The following is a 22,189-nucleotide window of genomic DNA, read 5'->3' as shown; positions in this document are numbered from 1 at the left end:
AGTTTGACCTCTAGACCCCTCGAGAGACATCTCAGAATGAACAGGTCTGGCTTTCTTATTTATGATCAGCTTTATTGTTATGCCGATCGATAGCGATCAGACAAGGTTGAACGCGAGCGACACTCCTCCTGGTTATTTTTCTCATCGTATCGGCCTCATGCTGATGAAGACGACGATGACGGATCCAAAGCGCCTGCACTCACATTTAACCTGAGCACGGTCTTGTGACGCGGGTAAACGAAAGATTGCTTGCGGTTTAGCGGCCTTACGCCGTTAAATCTGTAGGCAGGAGAGACAAATGCCCTTTACGAGCGAGCTCTATAAAGCCATCCTTACCTCAAATGAGCGCGAGAACGTGCAACGTGCCTATTACCGATGCTGCGAGCTACTCGAAACCCAACCAGATTCATACGAACAAGAGACACTGCTGGCCCAATTTGTGTTGCGGGCATTTGAAGATTCCCTGCAAGATCCAGAACTCGCGGCACAACGCGTTTTCGAAATGGTTCGAAAACTCCATTAAAGAAAACCCATTCGAACCCATTCCCCCATCGGACCATGCGAACGACTTTAAAAGAAAATCAAGTGCAGCGTGTCGTCAATGTCTGCGGAGTCCTCATGCGTCTGACTGCTTGATGCACATTGACAGTACCAGATAGCCGCAGGTCGTCCGTGGCTTCAATAAAGGTGAACCTAGTTTCCAATTATACCTCAATTCGTTGTAGAGCGAATAATCATCCTCTTTGGATTAAAATCGCTAGTTCATTCTAAGAATATCAAACCTGAACCACTGATCTTCCGCTCTTCAAATATTTTATAATGTATAGAGAGAAATCTAATATTCGATTGGCAAACAATTAGATTCATGTTGTGCTGCGTGCGAAGTTGTGGTCTGATTAGCATATGATCTTTAAAGTTTTATAAAATAAGCTTTGAAACCGCCAGAAAGGGTAATGCATGGATTTGCTTAATCCCCTTGTTGATCCGGATAAAACATTCATTTCTACGGGAAGTTTGCCCCCCCTCTGACAGGGTTGAAAAACTTATTATCGAAGCACATGAGCGTTTCCGAACCGTGAAGTTGGGACAAAACTCTCAAGTTTATCCGGCTTTGGCGAGTGTTTCGGAAGATCTGTATGGGATTTGTGTTGTTAGCGTCAGCGGAGATACATTTTCTGTAGGTGATGCTGATCATGAATTCACTATTATGAGCGTTTCCAAGCCATTTATCTTTGCCCTTATCTGCGATCTCATTGGTGCGACGGGCGCTCGTGAACGTCTGGGCGTAAATGCGACCGGCTATGCCTTCAATTCTCTGGCTGGTATCGAGCGTAACCCCGACGGCCGTACAAATCCGATGGTCAATGCAGGGGCTATCGCAACGACCAGTCTTGTTCCAGGCAAAAATGGAGAAGAAAAATGGCGCTTTATTCACGAGGGCTTGTCCCGTTTCGCCGGGCGTGATCTTTCCATTAGTGAGGAAGTATATGCCTCAGCCAAGCAAACAAATTTTCGCAATCGCAGTATCGCTTGGATGCTTGAAAGCACCGGGCGCATCTTCAGCGACCCAACTGAGGCGGTCGAACTCTACACACGGCAATGTTCATTGAATGTCAGTGCAAGGGACCTTGCGGTCATGGGAGCAACGTTGGCACATGGTGGTGTTAACCCATTGACACGCGAGCAGGTCGTCAAGCCAGATGTCTGTCATTACGCACTTGCAGTCATGCTAACTGCGGGCCTTTATGAAACCTCCGGAGATTGGCTTTATGAGATCGGCCTGCCTGGCAAAAGCGGTATCGGCGGCGGGATAGCGACAGTTTCACCCGGCAAGGGTGGTCTCGGGACCTTCGCTCCACCCCTTGACGACGCAGGAAATAGTGTTCGGGGACAATTGGCCGCGCAATTCCTTTCGCAGCGTCTCGGGCTCGATCTGCTTATGTCTTCCCCTAGCGGGGTTTAACACTTCCCAAAATGTCGAGAACTTCGATCGATCTATCACATTGCGAGAGGGAATTATCGGCGATGGCAGCTTCAACAGATGGACTACACTCTGAGGACCGCAACTCGTGGCTTCCTATGGTCGCTATCGCATTTGGTCAGGCGATCATGTCCTTTAACGTCGCCTCATTGCCTGTCGCACTCGGGGGCATGGTCGAGAGTTTCGGTGTTGCGCCGACTGTCGTAGCTACAGGTATCGTAGCATATTCAATGATTGTCGCCGGTTTCGTTATGCTCGGCGCCAAGCTCGTCCAACGATTTGGAGCATTGCGGGTCTTTCGGTTGGCGGTCATTGTTTTTGGTGGTGCACAAATTCTTATGACTCTGAGCCCCAACGCGAGTGCGATGATAACGGCCCAGGCCCTTTGCGGCGCGGCTGGCGCAGTAATCGTACCTGCACTGGTCGCATTGATAGCACAAAATTACCAGGGAAGTCAGCAAGCGACCGCCCTCGGGGCATTGGGGTCTGCCCGCGCAGGTGCCGGAGTTCTCGCGTTTCTTATAGGCGGCGTGCTCGGGACTTATATTGGGTGGCGGCCCGTTTTCGGCATTCTGATTGCGGTATCCGCGCTCGTTTTTGTTTTGAGTTTTCGTTTGCGACCCGATCATGGGCGTCCAGAGGTAAAAATTGATGCCATCGGCGTCATCCTGGCCGCTGCTGCTATAATCTCTATCAGTTTCGGGTTTAATAATCTCAACGGCTGGGGACTAATGCTTGCGAGACCTTCTGCCCCATTCAACATTCTCGGCCTATCGCCAGCACCGGTTCTCATTTTACTTGGAATCGTTTTAGGGCAAGCATTCTTTCTTTGGACGCGTAGGCGCGAGGCTAGCAATAAGACCCCACTTCTGCCACTTCAGGTTCTTGATTCCCCACAAGAACGTGCTGCAGTCTTTGCAATGTTCGCGGTCGTGGCACTGGAGGCAGCGCTCAATTTCTCCGTACCGCTCTATATCCAAATCGTCCAAGGGCGCTCGCCTCTTGCAACCGCGGTTGCAATGCTACCATTCAATCTAACAGTCTTTTTCGCCGCAATGCTCATTGTTCGGTTTTACGACAAGCTATCGCCCAGACAAATTGGCCGCTGTGGTTTTGGTCTGTGTGCGGTAGCACTCATTTGGCTGGCTTTTGTGGTCCGGAATGACTGGAGCTCGATCCCGGTTCTGGCGGGCCTGATACTTTTTGGCATCGGACAGGGTTCGTTGGTTACACTTCTTTTCAACGTGTTGGTAACCGCGTCTCCAAAAGAACTCGCCGGGGATGTTGGCTCATTGCGTGGAACGACCAACAATCTTGCCGCAGCCGTCGGAACTGCCGTCGCCGGTGCCTTGCTGGTCGGTTTGCTCAGTAGCGCAGTTATGCGACAACTTGCTCAAAACCCAACATTGCCAATTGAAATTCAGTCTGAAGTCAACTTGGACAGCATTACATTCGTGAGCAATGAGCAGCTAGCAAGCGTCATTGCGACGACCACCGCAACCCCCGAGCAAAAGCAGGAAGCATTACGTATCAACACCGAGTCGAGACTATTAGCGCTAAAAATCGGCTTCCTGATAATGGCAGGGCTTGCACTTGTATCCATCCTGCCGGCTGGAAGACTACCCAATTACAAACCCGGCGAAATTCCCGAACAATAAAGGAAGATTACAAGCATAGAGCGCAAGTCGAGCTGCTGTTTTTACTGAATTGCGCTCGTAACGTTAAAGACGACCGCTGCCGCGTGGATTACCAGATCGAGAGTTCCGCATCAAGGAGCGTAGCTGTACCTCAGTAACACTGGCCGTCGAGCCAACTTAGCGTTCTGCGATCGGCATATCACTCGATCTTTCAGGGCTTAGCAGATGTGACGGACACAAAGCCGCCGGGACAGCTCTGGTCCATTCTTGATGGGAAATCGAATACTTCGGCAGCGCACCTGCCAAATATGAATAGTAATTTGGTGCTTCCAAAGGCATGCCTCGGCTTCGCGCCAGATTGTTTGCATTTCTTGACAACGTCTCATCTCGTAGCAGAACCGCAGACTCTCGAAGCATTAAAAAAGGTCAGGCAACATGCCTGACCTTCTTGGTTTTGTGCCGAAAATAGCGCCAGAGCATTTCTGAACACCAAAGTGCGGATAGTCGTTTGATTTATGCGGCCTGGAGATTACCGGCCGACATCTTGCCCGACTTGTTGTCACGCTCAAGGTCAAAAGCGATCTTCTGGCCTTCCACGAGCTCGCGCATCCCGGCGCGTTCGACGGCAGAGATGTGAACAAACGCATCCGCACCGCCATTGTCAGGCTGAATAAAGCCGAAGCCCTTAGTAGAATTGAACCATTTTACTGTGCCAGTGGTCATAATGAACCCTTTCAAAGCATAGAGTGAGGGACTGCATAGCACACGCAATGCAGGTGAAAACCGAATAATTTTGAAAGAGAAGTTCGCTTAGAGCGCGGTGCCAATCGCGCGATAGACAAAGCTCGGCAAGCAAAAGATCGATATATTTTATTTAAACGACTCCTGGTCGGAAGTCAACGATTGGTTTCTGTTTTTATAGTATGCTATTTTTAGCTGTATAACTAGAACAAGACCTGGTTTTGACCATTACAACCACGGTTCAGGAATTACCTCAATTTTTCAGTTCGACTTAAGTTCGCTCAGAAGGCGATGCCAGCATTGGCATCTCGCGCAAATTAATTGCGCTTACGATGATGCATCGAACAGGCCGAAGCATGTTTAGATCGAAATATTCTCTTGTCTTCCGGGCCGCCGAGGATCGCCTCAACGACGAAAGCCGCGAGTTTTCAAGGGCTATCATCAACACCCAACCTGACGGAACATAGGTGAGTTTAAGGGGTTGAGGCAGGGCGGCTCAACAAGGCTCGCCAAGGTTGAAAAGGCCCGAGTATCCATATAACGCTGATCATAAGCTTCACATTGGCAACCGGGGGATGAGTGACCGTCAAATTTTACTGATAGATGCGCTCAAGCCGCGTTCTCATGGATGAAAACAACACACCCCCGGTGTCGGTCGAGTGTCAAACGCCCCCATCGGCCATCGGATAATAATGGAAGGATCTAAAACGCACTAAGGCAGATCCTCGTAATGCATCGATGATAAAGCTATGTCCTGCATGCGCGGCCAGTTTAACGATCAAGAAAACGCACAGTTGTTGGCGAGCTCTTGTTTTGTCGATCTTGATTTCGTGTAGCAGGCAGTTTCATCGCGAACCTGATCAGCGAGGCGACATGAAATGACTTCGAACTGCAAACTGCAAACTGCCTTCTATTGGCACAGATCAGTCAAGCTCGTTTCGCAGACTGTATTTGGCATCTCCCCGCATAATCAGACCTATTACTGCGTTTTTGGACGATCCGCATTGCGAACTGGACTGTATGTGTCTCTTGTCGATGACTTTTTGACCTGCTGTGAAGTCTATGGCTTAGTTCCCTTTTTGCTTGAACCGGCTACAGTTCATGCTGCTTCTTAAAGCTGGGCTTAATTTCCTTCGTCTGAAATCTGAACCGCTTCAGCGGATGCGCAAGGCCATGCTTGTGCTGACGCAACGCGTGTTTTCCCCGACGTCTCGTCTCCTCGCGGCCGCTACGCTGCAAAACACGCTCAACCAAACCTTGGCGCATCCGCTTTATCAGCTGTTCGACCGATCTCTTACGAAGGGAATAGTCCCTTCGGTTAAGGAGTAAGACAATGTCTGCAATCGGTTACGTCACCTACAAAGAAAACGGCACCTACGAAGGTTTCTTGCGCACTCTAACCATCGACGCTCCCATCAAGCTGGTGCCCATCACAAAGACCAGCGAGAAATCGCCGGACTATCGTATCCTGTCAAACCGTGCCGAAGTAGGTGCTGCCTGGATCCGAACAGTCAAATCAACAGGTAACACCTATATCGCGCTGATGATCGATACACCTGAGCTCGCCCGCCGCATCCACGCCAATCTTGGACCGACGTCAGGCCAGGATGATCCCAATACCTTCACCATCATCTGGAACCGTCCAGGAACCATACGCTAAACACTTAAGCCCGCCGAAAGGCGGGCTTAGGCCCTGGATGAATGGGCCTTCGTAGTATCGAAAGCACGTGCTGAGCATAGCGATACTCGGAGTGAGGTTTCTCGAAATCGACCGGCATAGCTCGTCGATAATGTGGCCCCGCGACTAGTTGATATCGAGAATGGGTTCCCTTTACGGAGCTGCCCAGAGACAGGGACCTGAGCCTTACGCGCAGCGGGCGATCAGTATCCTGACGTTTCTTTCGAGTTGGAGCGACAAATACGCGCTCATCGCGCTGAACCGTACTCCATTTCGTCCGGACAGTCGGCATAATGGCTCAAGCAGAGAACTGATCATAGGGTTATGTCCAACGATCTTCAGACATGTCGCACTGCTGACCAGGGATGTTTACCGAAGGGATGGACACGCGAGCAGAAACTGCCGGGAAAATTGTGGCGTCTGAGTTTGGAAGTGGAGTTAATCCCCATCCCGATCAGTACGTAAATCTCAAATTTGACAGGCGAAAAGTTACTGCGGACCGCCATAGAAGTTGAGGGGATATGGTGCCTGATACAGTCCTCGCGGGACTTGGGTCAGGCGGTAGGTAAGCCGTTACCATATTGGTAACGGCTTCACCCGCCATTCGGAGATACGGTGCGGTCTTCACTAAGTATCATCCCGCGTAGAAAAGCCGGACCAGCTGGACGGTGACACTCCGGGTATTTCCTTGCTAAGGAAGCGAAAGATAGGTGTGTGCCTTTCTTCCACTCCCGACAATATTTAGCATCTATACGCATTCTTAAAAACTCCCGTTTATTGCCCCTGATTGCTAGGGAGCACGTGCTCGCGAGAGCGAGGTAGTTTCTAGAAATCACAATGTGAGAACTTGATACGTCCCCGCCCTACCGGAAAAACAGGCACTTTTTGTTCGGAGACTTAGAGGGCAACTCAGCGGGGAGACTGGCGCAACGGGCAGCCCGCTCCTGTAAAGTCGATTTTAAGCTACGGCCAAACTATTAGAAGTTATAGCCTTCGGAAATGTCTTTCTGCAGCGCCTCGTTTGCAGCCAGAATATCACGCGCGAGAATTGCGTCATAAACTTGCTTGTGGTTCAACGCTGAACTGTGGAAGAGATCCTCATTCGGCACGGAACGACGGACCGAGGGACCAAGATGCATCCAAAGAGTCTCAAGAAATTGACAAATGAAAGAGATGCGGCTCATCTCGGCAATATGCATGTGGAAATGATGGTTGGCCACCAGGAATAGATCGAGATTATTTGCTTCGGCTGACCGGAAGATGTCGTCGACATATCCTTTCAAGGTTTCAATTTCCTCATCTGTACCATTTCTTATTGCACTCTCAAGTGCCGTACTTTCGAGGACAAGACGCAGTGTACGAATATCTGCTAATTCTTTACTCGTGAACAATGGCACCATCATCGTTCGAGTTGGCGTGGACACCACGCTACCAATACTTTCCAGCCGCTGTAACGCGTCGCGAACAGGCATCAGACTGGTGCCGAGGCTCTTCGCCAATCCCCGCAAGGGAAGTTTCTGCCCTGGCGTGAAACGTCCCATCATCAGATTGCGCTTTAGCATTTCATAGATTTGCTCGTGGAGCATATCTCGTGTCACTTGTGAAAGCTCTGGCTCATCTGACCCCACGAATGACTGTTCTTCACTTTTCAACGCCGTGCTCCTTTTTGTCATTAGTAATAACACTGAACGGATTGTCTTGACACCAAAAACATGACGATGCATGCTCTAATTGTTATAACACTAGACAGTCTTTGGAATTTCTTTCAAATGTCGCAGAGGGAGTCATGTCCAACCGCAGAGTAATCACTCGTTTCCGGCCTCCAGCAAGGTGCTCAGAACTCAAACCCAGGCCTCATATGCAATCGTCTACGTCAGCACGAGTGACTCTTTTTCACCTTCAACCTCAAGCGGCTTAAGCAGAAGATCAACACGTCGCGTGATCGCGAGCCACTATCGACTGCGGCGGGCCACAAGACGCTTATCTCCGCCTATCTAACAGTCAATTGTTGTATTGGAGACACAACTGCTCCAGCGGCAATTACGGCGGTTTCTTTAGGTCTCAGCTGTAAATCATTAAAATCAAATGGAGGACACAAACTATGAGCGGCAAGCTCTCCAATTCTCTAGCCCATACAGACATTTCGACGATACTGCATCCTTACACCGATGCCCGCGCTCACGAACGCGATGGTCCTGTGATTATAGATCGCGGAAAGGGCATCTACGTCTACGACAGCAATGGAAAAGAGTATATTGAAGGACTTGCCGGCCTCTGGTCAGTCGCAGTGGGCTTTGATGAGCCGCGTCTGGTCAAAACAGCTGCTGACCAAATGGCTAAGCTTCCTTATTATCATACATTCAGCCACAAATCGCATGAGCCTTCGATTCGCTTGGCGGAGAAGATTGTCGAGATGGCGCCTCCGCCTCTTAGCCGGGTTTTCTTTACAAGTTCAGGCTCTGAAGCAAATGATACCATGATCAAGATGGTCTGGTACATGAACAATGCGCTTGGCCGCCCACAAAAGAAGAAGTTTCTCGCTCGAAATCGCGCTTATCATGGCATCACAATTGCTTCTGGAAGTTTGACGGGTTTACCGAACAATCATCGGGATTTTGATCTGCCTGCAATCCCCGTTCGACACCTTACCTGCCCTCATTTTTACCGCTATGGGCTTCCGGATGAGACGGAAGCGGAATTCACCGCTCGTCTTATTGCAGAGGCTGAAGAAGTTATTTTGGAGGAGGGTCCAGATACAATTGCTGCATTCATCGGCGAACCTCTTATGGCCGCCGGAGGCGTCATGGCACCGCCTGATGGTTATTGGAAAGGGATTGAGGCGCTTTGTCGTAAGTATGATATCCTCCTTGTATCAGATGAAGTGATATGTGGATTTGGGCGGCTAGGTACGACATTTGGTTGCCAGAAATACGGTTTTACGCCCGATATAATGATCGTCTCAAAACAGCTAACCTCTTCCTATATGCCACTCGCAGCGGTGGTATTCACAGAAACCGTTTATAATGCGATCGCAGACAATACGAAGAAAATCGGTACCTTCGGACACGGCTTCACGGCATCTGGACACCCGGTCGCAACGGCAGTGGGGTTGGAAAACCTCAAGATTATTGAGGAGCGCGATTTAGTTGGAAACGCCGAACGAATGGGAGAACTCTTCCAAGCTCGTCTCGCAGAACTCGCTGAACACCCCCTTGTTGGGGAAGTTCGTGGTACAGGCCTCATCGCTGGGCTCGAACTTGTTGCGGACAAAGAGACACGCCGTCCGTTTTCGCAATTCGGCAAAGCGGGCGCGCGGACTTTCTCCGTGGGCCACGAGCATGGGCTTATTGTTCGTGCCATCGGCGATGTCGTTGCACTTTGTCCGCCTCTCATCATCAACGAAGTGCAAATAATCGAGACCGTAAAACGCTTACACAAAGCTCTCGATGATACTGCAACGTGGTGCACCGCCGAGCGGATTAATTAGGTAAATCAAGGCAGCCATATTGGCTGCCTTTCCAACATATCGCTCGCAAGCGGAATAGTCGCATGCCGGAAACTACAATGTGCCGCGCCTGAGCTTTATCCAGCAAACTAGCCTTCGATCGACGCCAGACATTTAACATCACTTACCGCCAATTCAGGGCTTGACTATTTTCGATTTAGAATCTGTTATAACACTAAACAAAGAATAAGATAAATTGGGAATTCTTGACTATGACGGTGCATACGATCTCGATTAATCCCCTATCCAAGCGCCTCAGCGACGGATCCTTGTTGCGTACCAAGGCCTATATCGACGGCGATTGGGTGGACGCTGTCAGCGGCGATGTTGTCGCCGTCAATGACCCCGCTACAAACCTGCAAATTGGCACAGTACCAAATATGGGAAGTGTTGAAACACAGCGCGCCATCGAAGCGGCCGAACGGGCTCAGGTTGGCTGGGCGGCGCTTGCCGCGAAAGATCGTGCCAGTGTATTGCGCCGTTGGTTCGAGCTGATAATCGAAAATCTCTCAGATCTCGCAATGATCATGACCACTGAGCAGGGCAAGCCTCTCTCGGAAAGTCAGGCCGAAATCCGCTATGCCGCGTCTTTCGTCGAATGGTTTTCAGAAGAAGCAAAAAGAACATATGGCGACGTCATTCCGTCCCCTAGGGCCCAGTCTCGAATTATGGTTCTTAAGCAACCGATAGGAGTGGTCGCGGCCATCACACCTTGGAACTTCCCTGCAGCTATGATTACCCGTAAATGTGCACCTGCTTTAGCAGCCGGCTGTTCCGTCGTGGTGAAACCTTCTGAGTTCACGCCCTATTCGGCTCTCGCACTCACTGAACTTGCTGAGCGTGCCGGCGTTCCAAAGGGAATCCTTAATATCGTCACCGGCGATGCGACAGCAATCGGCGCAGAAATGACGTCGAGCCCGATCGTGAGGAAAATCAGCTTCACCGGATCCACAAGGGTGGGTAAACTCCTTATCGAACAATCAGCCCAGACCGTAAAGAAAGTTGCCATGGAACTTGGTGGCAACGCGCCTTTGATTGTCTTTCAAGACGCTGATCTCGATATCGCAGTACAAGGTGTCATCAATGCAAAGTTTCGTAACACGGGGCAAACATGCATCTGTCCTAACCGCATATACGTGCACGACCATGTGCATGACGCCTTCGTTGAACGTCTCTCCGTAGCCGTAGGTGCACTCAAGGTTGGGGATGGATTTGCCGAGAGTGTCCAGCAAGGCCCGCTCATAAATGAGGCAGCCTTGGCAAAAGTCGAACGGCACGTTGCGGACGCACTCGACAAAGGGGCACGGATCGTCGTTGGCGGCAAGCGCCACAAGCTCGGACAGACTTTCTTCGAACCAACCGTCCTCACAAATGTCGACTCCACCATGCTTTTCGAAAGCGAGGAGACATTCGGACCAGTTGCGCCCGTGCAGCGTTTTTTTGACGAGGAAGGCGTCATTAAAGCCGCTAACTCCACTTCATCCGGCCTTGCTGCCTATATCTTCACTCATGATCTCGATCGCATGTGGCGGGTTGCTGAAAAGATTGAATCCGGTATCGTCGGGGTTAATGAAGGTCTTGTTTCCAACGAGGTCGCGCCGTTTGGGGGCGTGAAAGAATCCGGGATTGGTCGTGAAGGCTCCAAGTATGGAATCGAAGAATTCCTGGAGCTCAAATACATTTGCATCACCCAGTCTGGCAGTTGACGAAATATCCAAAGAAACGGACCGTGGTCAACAATGACTACGGGCGTGAATAAACTAAATATAAATAGGGGAAAATTATGAAGCTTATCAACTCGTTGAAAATGGGATTACTGTTGTGCGCCACCGCTCTCATCGGCATGGGGTCGGCGGAAGCTGGCGCATCTCTTGACGCGATCAAAGCCCGAGGAAATCTTGTCTGTGGCGTAGGTCAAGCTGTTCCAGGTTTCTCTGCACCTGGTGCGAACGGTGAACTCGCGGGCATAGATATCGATTTTTGCAAATCGATGGCTGCTGCAATCCTTGGTGACCCATCAAAGGTTACCTATCGACAAACCTCCTACTCAGAGCGTTTCGTGCTTTTGTCATCCGGTGAGATTGATGTGCTCGCTCATGATACGACAACCACACTCAATCGCGAAGGGGCCCAGAGCGCACGTTTTGCTTCGCCCAACTATTTTGACGGCTACACCTTCATGGTACCGAAGTCTCTCGGAATCGATAGCCCGGATAAACTCGCCGATGCTACTGTTTGCATTCTGCAAGGCTCTACGTTCGAAGTTAACACTGAGAACTTCTTCAAATCTCGCGGGCTGAATTATACACCACTCGTCCTGAGCGCCTGGGAACAGCTCGATGCCGCCTTCTTCGGAGGCCGTTGTGATGCTTTCGGCGGAAACTATGGCAATCTGGCAGGCTCACGTGCAGGCAATGGTAATGTCGACGACTATATCATTTTTCCCAATTTCATCACGCTAGAACCCTATGCACCGGCCGTCAAGAAAGGCGACGAGGAACTTTTTCTGCTAGCGCGCTGGGTCATGTTTGCGCTGATAGAGGCTGAACGTCTCGGCATTACTCAGGAAAATGTTGCCGACCTCGTCAAGAGTTCGACCGATCCAGAAGTAAAGCAGCTCCTTGGTGTGACACCTGGAAACGGGAAGGATCTCGGCGTTGATGAGGGTTGGGTTGTGAAAATCGTATCAGCCGTCGGCAACTACGGTGAGAGCTTTGAAAGAAACCTCGGAAAGGCATCACCGCTGAAACTCGAACGAGGCTTGAACGATCTTTGGACCAAAGGCGGCCTGATGTACGCCGCACCGTTGCGCTAATGCGGAATGAGCGCCTTCAAAACGCGCTGTTTGTTGCGGCAGCCATAGCAGTTTTCGCTTGGCTGTCGCACAATCTAGCCTCAAACCTCGCCGCCCGAGGCGTTAACATCGACTATGCCTTTCTCTGGAGTGCTACATCCTTCCCTATTGGTGAATCGCTCATCTCATTTAGTTCAGGGGACAGCTACTTCCGGGCCCTGCTTGTAGGTCTGCTCAATACAATCAAACTCGCCGTTGCTGCAATCATCCTTTCTACGGTGCTTGGCGTCATTATTGGTCTTGCTGGCCGCTCAAGCCATCCGCAACTCAAAGCCCTCGCAAAGACCTATATCGAGGTAACCCGTAACACGCCGCTGCTTCTCATCCTCGTTGTCTGTGCCACCGCTGTGCGCATACTGCCACCACCGCGCCAGGCATGGGCCTTCGGGGAAATGGTCTATTTGTCGAGCCGAGGTCTTTATATTCCAACGATCGTACTCGCAGATACGGGCCAGATCCTTATCGCCTGTATACTGCTCAGCATTGTCAGTGGCACCCTCTTTTGGCGGCATATGGTACGCAGACGTAACCTGTCCGGGCGTTTTCCACGAACCGCAACAAGTGGCCTCTTTGTTTCCTTTGCTCTGTTCGTTGGTGCAATTGTGTATGCGATCGGATGGGGTGATATAGAGACGCCTAAACTGATGGGTTTTAATTTTCGCGGAGGAATGGGGGTCACGCCAGAGTATTTGGCGATGCTCGCTGGGCTATCATTCTACACTTCAGGCTTTATCGCTGAGATTGTTCGAGGAAGTCTTGCGGCTTTGCCGAAAGGACAAGCCGAAGCTTCCAATTCGCTTGGCCTCACACCGCTACTCACTCTCTATCTGGTTCTGGCTCCTCAAGCATTGCGACTTATGTTGCCGCCTCTCGCCAATCAGTATCTCAACGCGATCAAAAATACGACGTTGGCTGTTCTCATTGGATATCCGGACTTAGTTTCGGTGGGCAATACAGCGCTAAACCAAACAGGACGCGCGATCGAAACTGTCTCGATCTATTTGTTGATCTATCTGTCGCTTAGCCTTCTGACCTCAGCGGTCATCCGATGGCTGGAGAAACGCGCGCAATTGGTGAAATCATGAGTGAACTCGTAAAAACGCTTCCTCGTCCTTCAGATGCAAGCGTCACACGCTGGTTACGACCTTACATCCATCCCTGGCCACATGCGATACTCACAATCATCATCACTGGAACCCTGATCTATCTTTTCGCTAGCTTTTTTCGTTGGGCTGTGACTGATGCGGTCTTTGAAAGAGCAACGGCCGATGAATGTAGAGCAGCGGCCGGCGCGTGTTGGGCTTTTCTGCGCGAACGTTACCACATAATATTGTTCGGGAGCTATCCTGTTGATCAATATTGGAGACCAACCCTCGCCGTCGTTCTGGTTGTTGGAATTCTCATCGTGAGTGGTTTTCGCCGCTTCTGGAGACCTGCATTGGCGTTGGCGTGGATAGCGGTTATGGTGATCAGCCTGATCCTGATGGGGGGCGGAATTTTCGGTTTACCTTCAGTGTCAACCAGCCGTTGGGGTGGGCTCCCCCTCACAGTCGGCCTATCAGCATTCGGTATCGTTCTCGCTTTGCCATTGTCTGTTCTGATTGTTTTGGGGCGCCGCTCGAAAGCCGCAATTATCCGGCGTTTCTGCGGTCTTTACGTTGAAATTGTTCGTGGCCTGCCCCTTATCGCAGTGCTTTTCATAGCCTCGACGATGCTCCCATTCCTTTTACCCGGCGGGAACCTTATCGATAATATTCTTCGTGCCCAGGTAGCCCTTATTCTGTTCCAGGCTGCCTATCTTGCGGAAGCCATACGCGGCGGCCTCGAAGCAGTTCCACGCGGACAATCAGAAGCTGGCCTTAGCTTGGGGCTATCGGGAGGGTTGATCTCTAGACTGATCGTTCTCCCCCAAGCCTTTCGTATAGCTCTGCCGGCCATCATCAATACGTTCATTGAATCAATCAAGGATACAACTCTTATCAGCATTATTGGTCTGATTGACGTTCTTGGCGGCGCGCGCGGCGCAATCGCTGATGGCGCCTGGTTGGGATTTTATCGGGAAGCCTATCTCGTAGTGGGTGGGGCATTCTTTGTTTTTTGCTTCATACTATCTATCCACTCCCGGCGTCTTGAACGCGAATTTGCCCTCGAGACGCGTTAAAGGAGCGAACGCTAGTTCCAATTTCACGCCAATTCGGTGTTTCGGTCTGTGCGTTCACAAGAACTCACCCGCGCCGCTCAAAAGGATAGCCTTAAAGAAGTCCACAGCCAGCATCGATAAAACGGCGTTGGAACTCCACAGGGTTCATGGGGGAAAATGTGTCAACCCGTCTTAGTACTGATGAAGCTCAAGCACTTTCACTCCGCCACTTTGGCATTCGTGGCACCGTTTCCAACCTTGGTGGCGAGAGGACACAAAATATTCGCATTTGGACCGATGAGGGAAAGAGCTTCACCCTCAAAGTTTCAGACCCTGACGAGGCCGTCGAGTGCGTGGAACTTGAAAATGCAGCACTTAAACACATCGAGGCAGTGGCGCCACAAGTATGCGCGCCGCGTGTTGTTCCTACGTTAAATGGCGAAGACACCGTCTTGCTTGAGAGAGATGACAACCGCTATCTCCGGCTCCTGACCTATATTGAAGGCACCCCCTTCTCTCTCAGCAAAGATCCACCAAAAGTGCTCGCACAAGCAATCGGCAAAGGCTTAGCTCAGCTTGACGCCGCACTCCTAAGCTTCCATCATCCGTTTTCTATTAATCGCGACCTGTTGTGGGACATTAAGAAAATTGAGCGGACGAAGTCGTTCATTCCGCTAGTCAACCGAGATCGCCGATCTTTAGTGGAGGAAATGTTCCAGCGTTTTGAGGAAAATGTCGAGCAGCATTGGGCCCATCTTTCCTCGCAGTCCGTTCATAGTGACATGAACGGCCAAAACATCCTGATTGATGGTGAGAATCTGGCTGGCTTTATTGATTTTGGAGACCTTGTCTACGGGCCACGTCTGGTTGATCTCGCCGGTGCTACTTTACTTCAAGTTTGCGGCAACAGTTCTGATTGGGAGAAGGCTTCCGAAGTCGTGCGCGCTTATGATCAGGTTTCACAATTAGATGAGATTGAGATAAAAATCCTGCCCGACGTCATGATCGCCCGGTGCCTAATCAATCTCTGCGTGACTGAATTTCTTGCAGAACTCGACCCCGGCAACCGTCAGTACATTATGAAAAACAATGATGCATCGTGGAAGCGGTTAACGCAGCTTGCCTTCCTGAAACAACATCCACTTTTGAATATCCTCTAGAAATGAAAGTCATGCCATGAGTGTACCGGTAATGATCAACGCATTTGACCCCGAGAATGCAGGAAACCTTGAGGAAGATACGCGTATACTCGTAGAGCGCCGTCAACGGTACCTTGGCCAAAATTACCGGATGTTTTATGAGGAACCCGTGCATTTTGATCGCGCCAGTGGTGTTCGTCTTTTCGACAAGCAAGGCAATGCCTATCTCGACGCTTACAACAACGTTCCTTCCGTCGGCCATTGTCACCCCCGTGTCGTTCAAGCAATTGCTGAGCAAGCAGCGCGGCTTAATGTTCACACCCGTTACGTTGAAGGCGTCATCGTGGACTATGCCGAGCAATTGCTCAGCCATTTCCCCGACGAAACCAATCGTCTGATCCTAACCTGCACTGGCAGCGAAGCAAACGACCTCGCCCTGCGTATTGCGCGAAACTATACCGGTGGCACCGGCTTTATCGTCACTGCTAACGCTTATCATGGCATCAGCCACGCGATTGCGGGGCTTTCACCCTCCTTAGGTCTCAACGTACCGCTCGCAGTTGACACCCGCGTCATTGCCGCTCCCGATCCGTATCGCGCAGGCTCATTGGACGCGGTGGCAATATTCTTTGAACAAGAAGTTCGCACAGCCATCGCCGATATGAAACGCCACGGGATCCGTCCCGCAGCTTTGCTCGTCGACACAATCTTCTCCAGTGACGGCGTTTTTGCAGAGCCAACAGGCTTCATTGCAGGTGCGGTCGAAGCAATTCGCGAGGCAGGTGGTCTATTCATCGCCGATGAAGTTCAAGCCGGTTTCGGCCGCATGGGCTCGCATATGTGGGGGTTTGCGCGTCACGAGATCGTGCCGGACCTCATTACAATGGGCAAGCCAATGGGCAACGGCTACCCAATTGCTGGAGTAGTTGCGCGAGAGCCACTTCTCGAGCGCTTTGCCCGTGAGGCACGATATTTCAATACATTCGGTGGGAATCCAGTCGCCTGCGCTGCTGCGAAGACCGTCCTCGATATCATTAAAGACGAAGATTTGATGGCAAACGCCTCAAAGGTCGGGGCCCACCTTAAGACAGGGTTCCAGGCATTATCAAAGGATCACAGTCCTGTCGGCAATGTGCGGGGTCAAGGTCTGTTCCTCGGCGTCGACATTGTCGACGCTCTTGGGCGTCCCTCTGCCAGCGCCGCAACCGATATCGTCAATGCACTACGCAGGCGCCGAGTGCTTATCAGTGCGTCAGGCCCACTGGGCAACGTCTTAAAAATCCGGCCGCCTCTTCCGTTCTCACTATCTGATGCCGATGAATTACTCGGAATCTTCCAGGAAATTCTAGAGACTAACAAATCCACATAGTTGAAATTCAAACGCAATTTCTCGCTAACAACCCCGGAAAATGTAGCACTGGCGGCGAAGAACAGTCTTTCAAGGAATGGCTCTTTTATGAACATTGAAAAATCAGTACGTCCAGAAAAGCCTTACTCTGGCTTCTCGGCAATGCACGTCTCCCCGACCGACGTGGCGATCAAGATTACGAATATGCACAAGTGGTATGGCGAGTTTCATGTCCTTAAAGATATCGACCTCACGGTGATGCGCGGCGAGCGAATTGTTATCTGCGGGCCATCCGGCTCAGGGAAATCCACCATGATCCGGTGCATAAATCGATTGGAGGCGCATCAAAAGGGTACAATCGTCGTAGACGGTATCCAGTTGAACGATCAGCTCAAGAATGTTGACGAAGTTCGCCGTGAAGTCGGTATGGTATTTCAGCACTTTAATCTTTTCCCACACCTCACAATCCTTGAAAACTGTACGCTTGCTCCGATCTGGGTCCGCAAAACCCCGAAAAAACAAGCAGAAGCCCTCGCCATGCATTATCTTGAGCGTGTGAAAATTCCCGAACAGGCAAATAAATACCCTGGGCAACTCTCGGGTGGGCAGCAGCAACGCGTTGCTATAGCCCGCTCGCTCTGCATGAAACCCAAGGTCATGTTGTTTGACGAGCCGACTTCCGCGCTGGATCCCGAGATGGTGAAGGAAGTTCTGGACACGATGGTCTCGCTTGCTGAAGACGGAATGACAATGCTTTGTGTAACCCACGAAATGGGCTTTGCACGTCAAGTTGCAAACCGGGTAATTTTCATGGACCAAGGTGAGATAATTGAGGAAAATTCACCTCATGCGTTTTTTGACAATCCTCAAAACCCGCGGACCAAGCTCTTTTTAAGCCAAATTCTGCATTAGATAGGAACCAGAGAGATAAGCGAACAATCTGGCTTATAATTTAGATCTGGCGATCTCTTGCCGATTTTATCGGCTCGACATAGCTAATATCTGCGGCTCTGATCGCCAAGGTTTAACCCTCAACATGATCTTTCTTTAGCATGGCATGGCACCCTTTCCCGGCATGCAGTGTTTAAGCAGAAATCAACTTTAACCCGAGCAAGCTGCTGGATTTCAAAGGGGCTGTTCAAGCGTCCTTCAGGCCTCTTTCAAGTCGCTTTTGTGTTGGCTTTTTTCAGCCGGGACACAAAGGCAGGCTGGTATGATAAGCACCGCGATAAGCATCATTGCCACGAAAATTGCGTGCAAGGCATGATGAAGCGCCTGCCGAAGAGCCTCTTGATCGAGCAGGGTTCCACTATCATTAATCAGCTCCCTCATCTGTTCCGAGGTAATCACGTCGCCAGAATTGGCGTGTGCAAGTCCATAGGCAAGCACTGCACCAAGGATCGCTGCACCCAGTGTACTGCCCAGATTACGTGAGAACACGTTAGACGCCGTTGCGCTGCCGCGTTCCGACCAATTAACGCTGTCCTGTGTCAGTATCAGCGCTCCAATATTGAGTAGTCCCATCCCAAAACCCATAATAAGGGAACCTGCACCGGCCAGCGCCGGGGAACTCGACGGCGTCAGCATGACAAGAAGAAACGTACCGACTGGAATACAAATGCTTCCGGCGATCATAATGGGGCGCAAACCGAACCGCACAAACTGCCGTGACGCAATCGTCGCACCACAGGGCCAGCCCAACAACAGCATAGTCAGGGCAAAACCCGCGACTATAGGCGTTCGATTGAGAACCGTCTGCACATACATCGGCAAAAATGTCGTTAAGCCCATAATAGACATACTGGCCAAAAAGACCGACAAGTTGGAAAAGACGATCGGACGTTTTAGCCACAGAGATGGTGTGACCATAGGTTCTGGCGCGCGGCGCTCCTGCCAGATAAATGCCATCAGGAAAACGCCAAATAAAATGAACGCTATAACTCCGTTGGACGAGACAGCGGTTTCGCTCAAAGTGAGTGCAATCATTAAGGAGGAAATGGAGATCGCAAAAAGTGCCGCCCCTGCGAGATCCACAGAGACAGGCTTGGTGATCTTCTCCTCGTGCAAGAATAACAGAAATCCCGTTGCTGCGAGAATGCCGACCGGAACATTTATCCAGAATACCCATGCCCAGCTGAAATTATGGATGATCAGACTGCCAAGCAATGGACCAACCACGGCAGACAGAGCCCAGACACTTGCAAGGTATCCCTGAACCTTACTGCGCTGTGCTCCAGGGAAAAGATCTGCCACCACCGTCATGGCAGCAGGCTGGATCGCTCCTGCCCCGATGCCTTGCAATAATCGAAAAATGATCATTGACGTCATCGACCAGGCAAAACCTGCTAATATAGAAGCGACAAGGAACAGCGCAATTCCATATATAATGATCGGCTTGCGGCCGTAGATATCGGCAAGCTTTCCGAACACGACTGTTGTCGCCGTCTGAGTCAAGAGAAACGACGAGAAAACCCAGGAATAAAGGTGGATTTGTCCCAACTCAGCTGCAATCTGCGGCATTACGGTGGACACGATAGTTGCCTCCACAGCGATCATGGCCATGCTTGCCATGATCGCGGCAACAACAAAACCACGCTTAGTGTACTTCGCTTCCATAAATGGCTTTCAGATTAATCCTGGATTTTTCTCATGTCCGACCCGGCTCGGACTCGATATCGGTCTCCTTCTACCACTACCGTAATAGCTTGCCCGCCGCCAATATACATTCAGAGAGTAGAATTTGTTCAAATCAACTGGTTGGCCTTGTTGTTTATGCAAAATTCACAAGCACCTGCTGGTGCAGCGTCTCGTTTGCAGATGCAACGCACTGATTGCCTGATTTGATTGTGAGCGGCGCACCATGCCAGTCCGTAATCCTACCGCCGGCGCCAGTGATAATGGGAACAAGCGCACAGTAATCGAACGGTGACAGTCCTACGTCAATGCATATATCAAGGCTCCCGTCAGCGACACGCCCATAAGCTATGCAACTCCCTCCGAAGACACACCAGCGTGTTTGTCCCTGTAACGCATCAAGCCGTCGCTTACTTTCAGCGTCGAAGGCATCGGGATTGCCCGTAGACATGAATGCTCCAGACAAATCCCTGGTTTGAGCACACATAATCGGTTTGTTGTTCAATGTTGTTAATTCGCCCGACGCTCCGCACCAGCGATCCCCAGTGGTTGGATTGTCGATTACCCCAATAACTGGCTCGCCGCGATGCGCGAGTGATATCAAGGTTCCAAAAACTGGCAGGCCTGCGACAAAGGCCTTCGTTCCATCGATTGGGTCCAAAACCCAGACAAACTCCCGGTCCAGCCCTTCGGAGCCGAATTCCTCGCCGAGTATGCCATGTTCTGGATAGCGGTCGCAAATATGTTCGCGTAATCTTAGTTCGACAGCCCGGTCTGTGGCGGTTACCGGGCTATCGTCCAATTTGACGATCGGTCGCCGATCAATCGGATCTGCGTTCTGGATCGTATTACGCGCTATATCAGCCAAGCTCAGGGCAAAGCTCGTATATTCACTTAAAAAGTGTTGAGGCACGGCGCGGTTCTTTCAGCTAGGATGGATCTATTAAGATTTTTGCCGGCAAGCAAAAGGCGAAAATATCGGTTGCCAATTTAGATTTTGACAACCGAAAAATCCGGCAGGCTTATATCGTTACCAGGATCACGACATGCGCATTGCCGTTTGCCGCGCCATTTCTTCAATCAGATTTGATTTGAGATTTTCGAGCTGACAAATTCGAAGTTGCTCGCAGGAGTTTCTTGCTGCGTCGATGGTCGCATGGTGCGCAGCTTCAGGCAATTCATCTAACTCGAGTGCTCGCTGCATGACATCGGAGAATTTTGCTGGATGTGCGGTCGATAGACATACAACCTTGACGTCAGGTGGTAGTTTGTCTCTTACCGATTCTACAGCAGCGATGGCAACCGCCGTATGCGGGTCGACAAGATAGTGCTGATCAGCATTATAGATATCCCGGATCGTACTTAGCGTTTCTTCATCGCCAACGGATGCAGACAGGAATTTTTCCTGAATACGAATTGCTGTTTCCGCATCAAATACGACTTTACGATTTTTGGAGAAATCGTTCATCCACTGCTTGATGCGTTTTGTATCGCGATTGGTCTGGAAATAAAGAAAACGCCAAAAATTATACGGTGCTACGATATCGATGGCGGACGATGGTGTCTGCACGAGATCGTGACGTGGAAAAATGCCGGTCGAAATCGCTGCATGAAGTGCACCGTTCGCATTATTAGCGCATATGAATTTTGCAACCGGCAAACCCATGCGGCTGGCAAGAAATCCGGCGAAAAGATTACCAAATGCTCCCGATGGAACTGCGAATATGATGGGATCACCAACATGCTCTACGGTTCTGAAATAGGCATAGAAATAGTGCACTGTTTGGAACATGACGCGGCACCAGTTGATGGAATTGACGCTCGACAGATGGAGACTGCGTTTCAACTCTTCATCGCCAAATAGTGCAGCCACGACAAGATCCAGATCATCGCCACCATCAGGACAGTTTTCCACGGCAACCGGATGCACGTTATCGGCGCGCAATGTTGTCATTTGTCGTTCCTGCTCGCGCGAAATCATCCCGCGTGGATAAAGTGGCCAACAGTCAATATTGAGTTTTCCGGCTGCAGCCCAAGCGGCCGCGGGTCCAGTATCACCGGTCGTTGCGAGCACAATGTTCAATCTTTTCTGGCGCCGCTCCAGCAGATAATCAACCGTCACCATCAAAAAGCCCATCGCCATGTCTTTGAACGACTGCGTGGGACCATGAAAAAGTTCGAGAACGCTGACACCGGGCTTATCGCTGATTGGTACAAGCTTCACAATGTCTGAATCTTGAAAGTCCCGGTAGCTGTTATTAATCAGGCGTCTCAAATCCTCTGCCGGTATGATAGCTCGGTCGATGTAGAGCGATGCCAGCTCAAAAGCGAGCTCCTGAAAACTCAACTTCGACAAATCCTTAAGCGCCTCTTCGCTTAGCGTCGGGATTGTGTCAGGAACAAACAGACCACCATCTGCTGCGAAGCCTTGAAGAACAGCATCGTCGAAGCCGACAGGATCGATACCACCTGTTGTACTAATGAATTGCACCATCATTTTCCTCCTTTATTTCAGCGTCAGCGACGTTCCGT

Annotated in this window: 17 protein-coding genes and 1 pseudogene; 13 read left to right on the top strand and 5 right to left on the bottom strand. The window is 50.7% G+C overall.

Going from position 1 to position 22,189, the window contains the following annotated elements:
* Positions 1–298 precede the first annotated feature (298 nt).
* The 3 genes and pseudogenes from KMS41_24795 (at position 299) to KMS41_24785 (ending at position 3,639) form a co-directional block, all read left to right on the top strand.
* Positions 299–523 carry a hypothetical protein gene (locus KMS41_24795; GenBank protein ID QWK81702.1) on the top strand — a complete coding sequence of 75 codons (225 nt, stop codon included), beginning with the start codon at positions 299–301 and terminating at the stop codon, positions 521–523.
* 434 nt (positions 524–957) lie between these two features.
* A pseudogene (gene glsA, locus KMS41_24790) lies at positions 958–1,963 on the top strand (glutaminase A).
* 116 nt (positions 1,964–2,079) lie between these two features.
* The gene (locus KMS41_24785) at positions 2,080–3,639 is read left to right on the top strand and encodes an MFS transporter (GenBank protein QWK81854.1); all 1,560 of its coding nucleotides are present in this window, start codon (positions 2,080–2,082) and stop codon (positions 3,637–3,639) included.
* Between the two features lie 492 nt (positions 3,640–4,131).
* On the opposite strand, the gene KMS41_24780 is transcribed toward KMS41_24785, so the two are convergent.
* The gene (locus tag KMS41_24780; protein QWK81701.1) at positions 4,132–4,341 is read right to left on the bottom strand and encodes a cold-shock protein; all 210 of its coding nucleotides are present in this window, start codon (positions 4,339–4,341) and stop codon (positions 4,132–4,134) included.
* A 1,119-nt stretch (positions 4,342–5,460) separates the two neighbouring features.
* Between KMS41_24780 and KMS41_24775 the strand changes: the two genes are divergently transcribed.
* Positions 5,461–5,688, top strand: coding sequence for a hypothetical protein (locus KMS41_24775; protein ID QWK81700.1), 228 nt, complete (start codon positions 5,461–5,463; stop codon positions 5,686–5,688).
* A gap of 4 nt (positions 5,689–5,692) precedes the next feature.
* On the top strand, positions 5,693–6,019 hold the full coding sequence (locus KMS41_24770) for a DUF736 domain-containing protein (protein ID QWK81699.1): 327 nt from the start codon (positions 5,693–5,695) through the stop codon (positions 6,017–6,019).
* A gap of 995 nt (positions 6,020–7,014) precedes the next feature.
* Here KMS41_24770 and KMS41_24765 read toward each other — a convergent pair.
* Positions 7,015–7,689 carry a GntR family transcriptional regulator gene (locus KMS41_24765; GenBank protein ID QWK81698.1) on the bottom strand — a complete coding sequence of 225 codons (675 nt, stop codon included), beginning with the start codon at positions 7,687–7,689 and terminating at the stop codon, positions 7,015–7,017.
* A gap of 449 nt (positions 7,690–8,138) precedes the next feature.
* Between KMS41_24765 and KMS41_24760 the strand changes: the two genes are divergently transcribed.
* The 8 genes from KMS41_24760 to KMS41_24725 all read left to right on the top strand — a co-directional run bounded on the left by KMS41_24760 (position 8,139) and on the right by KMS41_24725 (position 17,935).
* Positions 8,139–9,524: an aspartate aminotransferase family protein gene (locus tag KMS41_24760; protein QWK81697.1), complete on the top strand. Its 1,386-nt coding sequence runs from the start codon at positions 8,139–8,141 to the stop codon at positions 9,522–9,524.
* A gap of 230 nt (positions 9,525–9,754) precedes the next feature.
* On the top strand, positions 9,755–11,248 hold the full coding sequence (locus KMS41_24755; protein ID QWK81696.1) for an NAD-dependent succinate-semialdehyde dehydrogenase: 1,494 nt from the start codon (positions 9,755–9,757) through the stop codon (positions 11,246–11,248).
* A gap of 77 nt (positions 11,249–11,325) precedes the next feature.
* Positions 11,326–12,357 (top strand): amino acid ABC transporter substrate-binding protein, encoded by a 1,032-nt coding sequence (locus KMS41_24750; protein ID QWK81695.1) that lies wholly within the window; start codon positions 11,326–11,328, stop codon positions 12,355–12,357.
* On the top strand, positions 12,357–13,481 hold the full coding sequence (locus tag KMS41_24745; protein ID QWK81694.1) for an ABC transporter permease subunit: 1,125 nt from the start codon (positions 12,357–12,359) through the stop codon (positions 13,479–13,481). Before KMS41_24750 ends, KMS41_24745 begins: the two co-directional genes overlap by 1 nt.
* Positions 13,478–14,557 (top strand): amino acid ABC transporter permease, encoded by a 1,080-nt coding sequence (locus KMS41_24740; GenBank protein ID QWK81693.1) that lies wholly within the window; start codon positions 13,478–13,480, stop codon positions 14,555–14,557. Before KMS41_24745 ends, KMS41_24740 begins: the two co-directional genes overlap by 4 nt.
* Before the next feature lie 158 nt (positions 14,558–14,715).
* On the top strand, positions 14,716–15,696 hold the full coding sequence (locus KMS41_24735) for a phosphotransferase (GenBank protein ID QWK81692.1): 981 nt from the start codon (positions 14,716–14,718) through the stop codon (positions 15,694–15,696).
* Between the two features lie 31 nt (positions 15,697–15,727).
* Complete coding sequence (locus KMS41_24730) at positions 15,728–17,044, top strand: aspartate aminotransferase family protein (GenBank protein QWK81853.1); 1,317 nt, start codon at positions 15,728–15,730, stop codon at positions 17,042–17,044.
* 141 nt (positions 17,045–17,185) lie between these two features.
* Entirely contained in the window at positions 17,186–17,935 is a 750-nt protein-coding gene (locus tag KMS41_24725) for an amino acid ABC transporter ATP-binding protein (protein QWK81852.1), read from the top strand.
* A gap of 237 nt (positions 17,936–18,172) precedes the next feature.
* On the opposite strand, the gene KMS41_24720 is transcribed toward KMS41_24725, so the two are convergent.
* From KMS41_24720 to KMS41_24710, 3 genes are all read right to left on the bottom strand, one after another.
* Positions 18,173–19,639: an MFS transporter gene (locus tag KMS41_24720; protein QWK81691.1), complete on the bottom strand. Its 1,467-nt coding sequence runs from the start codon at positions 19,637–19,639 to the stop codon at positions 18,173–18,175.
* A gap of 154 nt (positions 19,640–19,793) precedes the next feature.
* Positions 19,794–20,570, bottom strand: a complete 777-nt coding sequence (locus KMS41_24715; GenBank protein ID QWK81690.1) for an inositol monophosphatase family protein — start codon at positions 20,568–20,570, stop codon at positions 19,794–19,796.
* Between the two features lie 126 nt (positions 20,571–20,696).
* On the bottom strand, positions 20,697–22,151 hold the full coding sequence (locus KMS41_24710) for a threonine synthase (GenBank protein ID QWK81851.1): 1,455 nt from the start codon (positions 22,149–22,151) through the stop codon (positions 20,697–20,699).
* Between the last annotated feature and the right edge of the window lie 38 nt (positions 22,152–22,189).

Source organism: Ochrobactrum sp. BTU1 (genome assembly GCA_018798825.1).
Taxonomy (GTDB): domain Bacteria; phylum Pseudomonadota; class Alphaproteobacteria; order Rhizobiales; family Rhizobiaceae; genus Brucella.
The sequence above is the reverse complement of the archived record's forward strand: the minus strand, read 5'-3'. Positions and strand labels throughout refer to the sequence as shown.